The sequence below is a fragment of the Acidovorax sp. genome (assembly GCF_046314175.1).
GTDB lineage: Bacteria > Pseudomonadota > Gammaproteobacteria > Burkholderiales > Burkholderiaceae_C > Acidovorax.
This window is the reverse complement of record NZ_JBKBXG010000144.1, coordinates 1-6,926: the sequence shown is the minus strand read 5'-3', so window position 1 is coordinate 6,926 and position 6,926 is coordinate 1. Positions and strand designations below refer to the sequence as shown.

Annotated in this window: 7 protein-coding genes; all 7 read right to left on the bottom strand. The window is 64.2% G+C overall.

Annotated elements, in window-relative coordinates; genetic code table 11:
- A partial coding sequence (locus tag ACK4OE_RS24355; protein WP_409888947.1) for an EamA family transporter occupies nucleotides 1–397 on the bottom strand: 397 nt, incomplete at its 3' end.
- A 261-nt stretch (nucleotides 398–658) separates the two neighbouring features.
- Nucleotides 659–2,230 carry a galactarate dehydratase gene (gene garD, locus ACK4OE_RS24350; protein WP_409888945.1) on the bottom strand — a complete coding sequence of 524 codons (1,572 nt, stop codon included), beginning with the start codon at nucleotides 2,228–2,230 and terminating at the stop codon, nucleotides 659–661.
- A 19-nt stretch (nucleotides 2,231–2,249) separates the two neighbouring features.
- A complete protein-coding gene (locus ACK4OE_RS24345) occupies nucleotides 2,250–3,266 on the bottom strand; it encodes a lactonase family protein (protein WP_409888943.1) in 1,017 nt (338 codons plus the stop codon).
- A gap of 12 nt (nucleotides 3,267–3,278) precedes the next feature.
- Nucleotides 3,279–4,562 carry a TRAP transporter large permease gene (locus ACK4OE_RS24340; RefSeq protein WP_409888941.1) on the bottom strand — a complete coding sequence of 428 codons (1,284 nt, stop codon included), beginning with the start codon at nucleotides 4,560–4,562 and terminating at the stop codon, nucleotides 3,279–3,281.
- Nucleotides 4,563–4,564: 2 nt separating this feature from the next.
- Nucleotides 4,565–5,083: a TRAP transporter small permease gene (locus tag ACK4OE_RS24335; RefSeq protein WP_409888940.1), complete on the bottom strand. Its 519-nt coding sequence runs from the start codon at nucleotides 5,081–5,083 to the stop codon at nucleotides 4,565–4,567.
- Nucleotides 5,084–5,162: 79 nt separating this feature from the next.
- Entirely contained in the window at nucleotides 5,163–6,152 is a 990-nt protein-coding gene (locus tag ACK4OE_RS24330) for a TRAP transporter substrate-binding protein (protein ID WP_409888938.1), read from the bottom strand.
- A 69-nt stretch (nucleotides 6,153–6,221) separates the two neighbouring features.
- Nucleotides 6,222–6,926, bottom strand: a 705-nt coding sequence (locus ACK4OE_RS24325; protein WP_409888936.1) for an NAD-dependent epimerase/dehydratase family protein, incomplete at its 5' end; no start/stop codon positions are given.

The following is a 6,926-nucleotide window of genomic DNA, read 5'->3' as shown; positions in this document are numbered from 1 at the left end:
CGTTGTGATAGACCCAGTGCGCAAGCAACACGCTGAAGAACGTGCCGGTGGCATTCATGATGGAGCCCTTGACCCCCGTGGTGTGCGCGAGGCCCACGTAGAAGAACACGTATTGCAGCGTAGTCTGCGCCAGGCCCAACACCACCAGTTGCCGCCCGGCCACAAAGCCCAGCCCCCAGATGGCCTTGCGCGTGGCTACGGCCCAGGCCAGCAGGATCAGCCCCGCGCCCAGAAAGCGCCAGCCTGCAAAAACGAGCTGCGTGGGAATGTCATTGCGGGCGATGTCGAACCAGGCGTAGCCGGTCTTGATAGCGGGGTAGGAGCTGCCCCAGAGCAGGCAGCACAGCAGCGCCAGCGCCACGACGACCTTGCGGTCGGAAAATCGGGTGTGACCCATTTGGATTCGTCTCTCTCTAGTGACACAGCCCGTGCAAAGACGGGCTGTGGGGGTTTGTTTAGGGGCTCAAGGACGCAGGCTGCAAGAAAAACGTTTCAGTGATTCATTGCCTATGCATAAACCCTGCCGCGTGCAACGGGCGCAGCCCAAGCCAGTGCCCCCGTGCAAGGGCCGCCCCGCCGCACTGGGGGCGTTCCCCTCCCGCGTTGCGCAGCAATGCGAGAGAGGGGGAAGGCGCGAAGCGACTCAGGGGGTGTCACCTCATGTCACAGGTGCAGGGTTGAACAGCACCAGCGCGTTGTGCAGCTTCCACTGCTCGGCCCAGGTCTTCTTGCGGCCACTGGCCACGTCGAGCAGCAACTGGAACATCTCCCAGCCCAGGTCCTCGATGCTGGCTTCGCCGTCGGCAATCTTGCCCGCATTGATGTCCATCAGGTCGTGCCAGCGGCGGGCCAGGTCGGTGCGTGTGGCCACCTTGACCACGGGGCATTCGGCCAGGCCGTAGGGCGTGCCCCGGCCGGTGGTGAACACGTGCAGGTTCATGCCCGCAGCCAGTTGCAGCGTGCCGCAGATGAAGTCGCTGGCGGGCGTGGCGGCATACACCAGGCCACGCTGGTCGCGGCGCAGCTTTTCGCCGGGCGCCAGCACGTGTGCGATGGGGGCCGTGCCGCTCTTGATGATGGAGCCCATGGCTTTCTCGGCGATGTTGGACAGCCCGCCCGCTTTGTTGCCCGGCGTGGTGTTGGCCGCGCGGTCCACCCGGCCCCGGTCCAGGTACTGGTCGTACCAGCCCAGTTCACGCACGATGGCCTGGGCCACCTCGGGCGTGGAGGCGCGGCTGGTGAGCTGCTCGACGGCATCGCGCACCTCGGTGTTTTCGCTGAACATCACGGTGGCGCCAGCACGCACCAGCAGGTCGGCGCAAAAGCCCACGGCCGGGTTGGCGGTGACGCCCGAAAACGCATCGCTGCCGCCGCACTGCACGCCCAGCACCAGCTCGCTGGCGGGGATGGTTTCGCGGCGGCGGGCGTTCAGGCGTTCGAGGTGCGGACGCGCGCTGTGCACGATGTGGTCGAGCATGGACATGAAGCCGACATGCTCTTCGGCCTGCAGGCACACCGTCTCGGGGCCCAGAGCGGCATCACGCTCGTCGGTGATAGGGAAGCTGCCCGGGGGCAGCAGGCGGTCGGGCTGCAGCTTTTCGCAGCCCAGGCTGACCACCATCACCTCGCCGCCAAAGTTGGGATTGAGGCTGATGTTGCGCAACGTGCGGATGGGGATGATGGCGTCGGGCGCGTCAATGGCCACGCCGCAGCCGTAGGTGTGCTCCAGGCCGATCACGTCGTCCACCTGCGGGTACAACGGCAGCAGCTCGGTCTTGATGCGGCGCACCGCCAGGGCCACCACGCCCGCCACGCACTGTACGGTGGTGGTGATGGCCAGGATGTTGCGCGTACCCACCGAGCCATCGGCATTGCGGTAGCCCTCGAAGGTGTAGCCCGTCAATGGCTCCAGCACGGGCGGCTTGACGGTGGCCATGGGCAGGCCTTCCAGCGCACGGGCCGAGGGCATCTGCAGCAGGCGCTCATGCACCCAGCTGCCCGCCGGAATGGCTTTGAGCGCATAGCCGATGGGCACGTTGTAGCGGCGCACGACATCGCCCTGGGCCATGTCGCTGAGCGCCACCTTGTGGCCCTGGGGCACCTTGTCGCGCAGGGCAATGCCCGTGCCGGGCACGCCTTCAGGCAGCACCGTTCCTGCCGGCAATCCACCATCGTTCGCCACGATGGCGACGTTGTCGTCCGGGTGCATGTGGATGGTGAGGGCTTGCATCAGTTCACGTCTTTCCAGTTCATTGCGCGGGCGCAGCGCTCAGGGTCACCACCCAGTTGGGGTTATGGCCCACGGCATGCTCGGCACTCAGTGTCAATGTGCCGCTGGCGCGGTCGATGGCATGCACGCCCACCTTGTGGCTGGTCTGCCCTGCGGCCAGCAAAAAGTGGCCATCGGACGTGATGGCAAAGCCACGCGGCGTCGCCTGCGTGGGCCAATGGCCAATGGGGTTGAGCAAGCCTGTGCGCTCATCCACCGCATGGCCGGCAAGGGTGTGGCTGTTGCGCTCGCTGCTGTAAAGCCAACGACCGTCCGGGGTGAGGTGCAGGTCTGCGCCCCAGGCGTTGCCCGCAAAGCCAGGCGGCAATGTTGTGAGGGTTTGCAGCAGCTCCAGCGCTCCGCTGGCCGGGTCGAATGACAGCACATGCAAGCAGGCATCCAGCTCGCCCAGAACATAGAGCCGGTCACCACGCTGGTTGAAGCACAGGTGCCTCGGCCCGGTGCCCGTGGGCATGGGGAACACGGGCGCATCCATGGGGGTCAGATTGCCCGTGGCTGCGTCGAAGTGGTAGCGATGGAGCTGGTCGCCGCCCAGCGATGCGGCCACTACAAAGCGGTTGGTCGGGTCTGCCAGCACGCAGTGCGCGTGACGGCCCGTGGCATGGATAGCGGCCGCGGCGGCCGTGCCGTTGGCACCGAGCGCCTGCACAGCCACCATGTCGGCGCCGTAGGAAGCGCTGAACAGCCAGCGCCCGGTGTGGTCCGTGTAGAGGCTGGCCATGCTGGCGGGCAGCGGGCTCTCGCCCAACACACTCAGACTGCCTGCGGCGGCATCGATGGCCAGTGCAATGACCGCCAGCGGGTCGCTGCGTCGCGCCACGTACAGCTGGGTCTGGTCAGGACTCAGCGCCATAGGCATGAGCTGACCGCCCAGCGCCAGCACCTGCGCAGTATGCAGTTGCCCATCGGCCGACAGCCGCAGCAAATGCAGTTCGCCGCTATCGGCGCAGGAGACAAATACCAGGGTGTCACTCATTGGTCCGGCCCGTCACAAACCCATGGCGCGTGGCAGCCACAGCGACAACGCAGGTACGTAGGTGATCATCATCAGCACCACGAACAGCGCCACAAAAAACGGCATCATGGCTTTGCTGACCACGCCCAGCGGCAGCTTGGCCACCGCCGCGCCGGTAAATAGCACCGTGCCCACCGGCGGTGTGATGAGCCCAATGCCCAGGTTCACCATCATGATCATGCCGAAGTGCACCGGGTCCACACCCAGCAGCTTGACCACCGGCAGCAGGATGGGCGTGAGGATAAGGATGAGCGGCGACATGTCCATCAGGCAGCCCAGCAGCAGCAGCATGATGTTGATCATGGCGAGGATGACGTACTTGTTGTCCGACAGGCTAGTGAGGAACGTGGTCACCTTCATGGGGATCATCATCATCGTCATCAGGTAGCCAAACGCTGCCGCAAAGCCGATGAGGATCATCACCACCGTGACGGTCTTGACCGTGCGGTGCACCAGCTTGGGCAGGTCGCGCCACTTGTAGTCGCGGTAGATGAACATGGTGACGAAGAACGCCCACACCACGGCAATCGACGCGGACTCGTTGGCCGTAAAAATGCCCGACAAGATGCCGCCCAGGATGATGACCATGGTCATCAGACCCCACAGTGCTTCCACACATATCTTCAGGGCCTGCTTGAGCGGGATGACCTCGCCCTTGGGGTAGCCCTTGCGGTGCGCCGTGAACAGGCACAGCGCCGCGAGCGTAAGGCCCATGAGCAGGCCGGGCAGAACGCCCGCCATGAACAGCGCCGCAATCGACACCGAGCCCCCCGCCGCCAGCGAATACAACACCGCGTTGTGGCTGGGCGGTATCAGGATGGCCTGCACCGACCCACTGACCGTGACGGCTGTGGCGAACGGACGGGGGTAGCCTTTCTTTTCCATCTCGGGGATCAGCACCGAGCCGATGGATGCCGTGTCGGCCACCGACGAACCCGAAATGGCACCAAAGAAGGTGGACGCCAGGATGTTGACGAGCGACAACCCACCGCGGATGAACCCCACCAGCACGCCCGCAAACGCCACCAGGCGCCGCGCCATGCCGCCCTCGGCCATGATGGCGCCCGCCAGCACAAAGAACGGAATGGCAAGCAACGAAAACTTGTTGACGCCTGACGCCAGCTGGATCATCACCGCGTCCAGCGGCAGGTCGATCCACAGTGCGCCCACCAAGGCCGACAGGCCCAGCGAATACGCAATCGGCACGCCGATCATCATCAGCACGAAGAACGTGCCCAGCAGTACGAGGGTGTCCATGATCAGGCGCCTTCCGTCAGTTCTTCAAAGCGCACGATGCGCCGGTGCGCCTGCGAACCGAAAATGATCTTCTCGAGCACAAACAGCAGCGTGACCGCAGCGCCAATTGGCAGTGATGCATAGGTGGCGCCCACGGGCAACCAAGGCAGCTCGGCAATGCCCTGGCCCCAGGTTTCGATGCACAGGTTGGTGCCGTACCAGACCACAAAACCGCAGATCACCAGCATCAACGCATCCACCACCCGGCTCAACAGACCCTGCAACGGCGCGGGCAGCTTTTCGGTCAGCATGTTGACGGCAATGTGCCCGCCAGCCCGGTAAGCCGCCGCCGCGCCAATGAAGGTGAACACCATCATGAGCAGGATGGCAATGGGCTCTGGCCACTGCGACCCCGTGCCCATGACATAGCGGCTGAACACACCCCAAGGGATGATCAGCGACATAAAGAAGATCGCCGTGCCGGCGGCCCAGATGGTGCCCAGGTACAACCGGTCCATCCAACGCAAAAAGGGGTGATCCATACAAGCAGGTCTGAAAGGCAAAAAAATGGCGCAGGTGCCCCACCAGGAGCATCACCTGCGCAAGACTCAGTCTGGGTGTTTACTTCACCGCTTCGATGCGCTTCATCAGATCCGCGTAGTTGGCCCCGTACTTGGCGCGCACGGGCGCCGTGGCGTCAAAAAATGCCTTGTTGTCCACCGTGATGAACTCCACGCCTGCTGCCTTGAGTTTGGCGGTGTAGTCCTCCACGCTCTTGTCCCACAGGGCGCGCTGCTCCAGTTGTGCTTCACGGCCAAACTTCTTGAGCAGGGCCTGGTCGTCCTTGGAGAGCTTGTCCCATGTCACCTTAGACACCACCAGCAGCTCCGGGATGATCAGGTGGTTGGTCTGCGTGTAGAACTTGGCGCCCGTGCTGTAGTGGTTGCTGGTGAAGAAGCTGGGGGCGTTGTTCTCTGCGCCGTCCACCACACCGGTTTGCAGTGCGGTGAACACTTCGCCATAGCCCATCGAGATGCCGTTGCCGCCCATGGCGTTCATGGTGTCCACAAACAGGGGGTTGCCCATCATGCGCACCTTCTGGCCCTTGAGGTCGGCGGGGCTGCGCACGGGCTTTTTGGTGTACAGACTGCGCGATCCGCCGTCCATCCAGCCAATGGCCACGAGCTTGGCGGGCGATGCGCTGATCTTGGCCAGCAGGTCATCACCAATGGCACCGTCAATCACGGCGCGCATGTGGTCCTGGCTGCGGAACACGAAGGGCATGTTGAACACATTCACCTCGGGTACCACCGTGCCCACCGGGCCCAGCGAAGTGCGCAGGATGTTGATGGCGCCAAACTGCGTCTGCTCGATCATTTCCTTCTCGCCGCCCAGCACGCCGCCGGGGAAGGTCTGAATCTTTAGGCGGCCTTGCGTGGCCGCTTCGAGCTTCTTGCCCATGTTTTCGACCGCCACCACGTTGGGGTAACCGGCGGGGTGCACGTCGGCCGCCTTGAGCACCATGGTCTGGGCCTGGGCGGCAACGGGAAGGAAGGCCAGCGTGGCCACGGCGGTGGCGCAGGCGGTCAAGAGGGAACGGCGAAAGGTCATGGTTTGTCTCCGGTGCAGGGGCTTTTATGGGCGGTAGAAAAGGGGGGCAGTCAGCAGTCGGTCCATCGACTAATCAAACGGGCCAGTGCGGACAAAAGGGCCGCCCTGGTAGATCACGGCGGGGTCGGTCAGGTCGGGATGCGGGTCGGCGGCCTCCACCTTGGCGCGGAAGGGCTCGGAGCTGTCTTCTGGCCGGTAGCCGATGTGGCGGGCCAGTGTGTTGTCCCACCAGGCGGTGGTGTTGTCGCCCATGCCGTAGATGGTGCTGTGGCCCACGACCGGCGCGGTCAGGCTGGCAACGACCAGGCGCTCCAGGTCGTCGTAGCTCATCCAGGTGGCCAGCATGCGGCGGTTGCGCGGCTCGGGAAACGACGAGCCGATGCGCAGGCACACGGTCTCGATGCCATAGCGGTCGAAATAGAAACGGGACAGGTCTTCGCCAAACGCCTTGGACAAGCCATACAGACCGTCGGGTCGCGCCGGGTCTTTGATGCCCACCACCTCGTCCTGCCGATAAAAGCCAGTGACGTGGTTGGAACTGGCAAACACCACGCGTTTGACGCCCTGCTTGCGCGCTGCTTCGTACAGGTTGTATGCACCCACGATGTTGGCCTGCAGGATGGGTTCCCACGGTTGCTCGGTAGACACACCGCCCAGGTGCACCACGGCATCCACGCCCTCCAGCAGGTTCAGCATGGCGCCCGCATCTTCAAGACGCGCTGGGCACACCTCTTCACCCGCCGCTGCTTCGCCCAGTTCCGCAATGTCAGACAG

What these genes read in the sequence shown, in the direction of transcription:
- ACK4OE_RS24330 (WP_409888938.1), bottom strand. Translation starts at nt 6,152, where the DNA reads ATGACCTTTCGCCGTTCCCTCTTGACCGCCTGCGCCACCGCCGTGGCC.
- garD (WP_409888945.1), bottom strand. Translation starts at nt 2,230, where the DNA reads ATGCAAGCCCTCACCATCCACATGCACCCGGACGACAACGTCGCCATC.
- ACK4OE_RS24345 (WP_409888943.1), bottom strand. Translation starts at nt 3,266, where the DNA reads ATGAGTGACACCCTGGTATTTGTCTCCTGCGCCGATAGCGGCGAACTG.
- ACK4OE_RS24340 (WP_409888941.1), bottom strand. Translation starts at nt 4,562, where the DNA reads ATGGACACCCTCGTACTGCTGGGCACGTTCTTCGTGCTGATGATGATC.
- ACK4OE_RS24335 (WP_409888940.1), bottom strand. Translation starts at nt 5,083, where the DNA reads ATGGATCACCCCTTTTTGCGTTGGATGGACCGGTTGTACCTGGGCACC.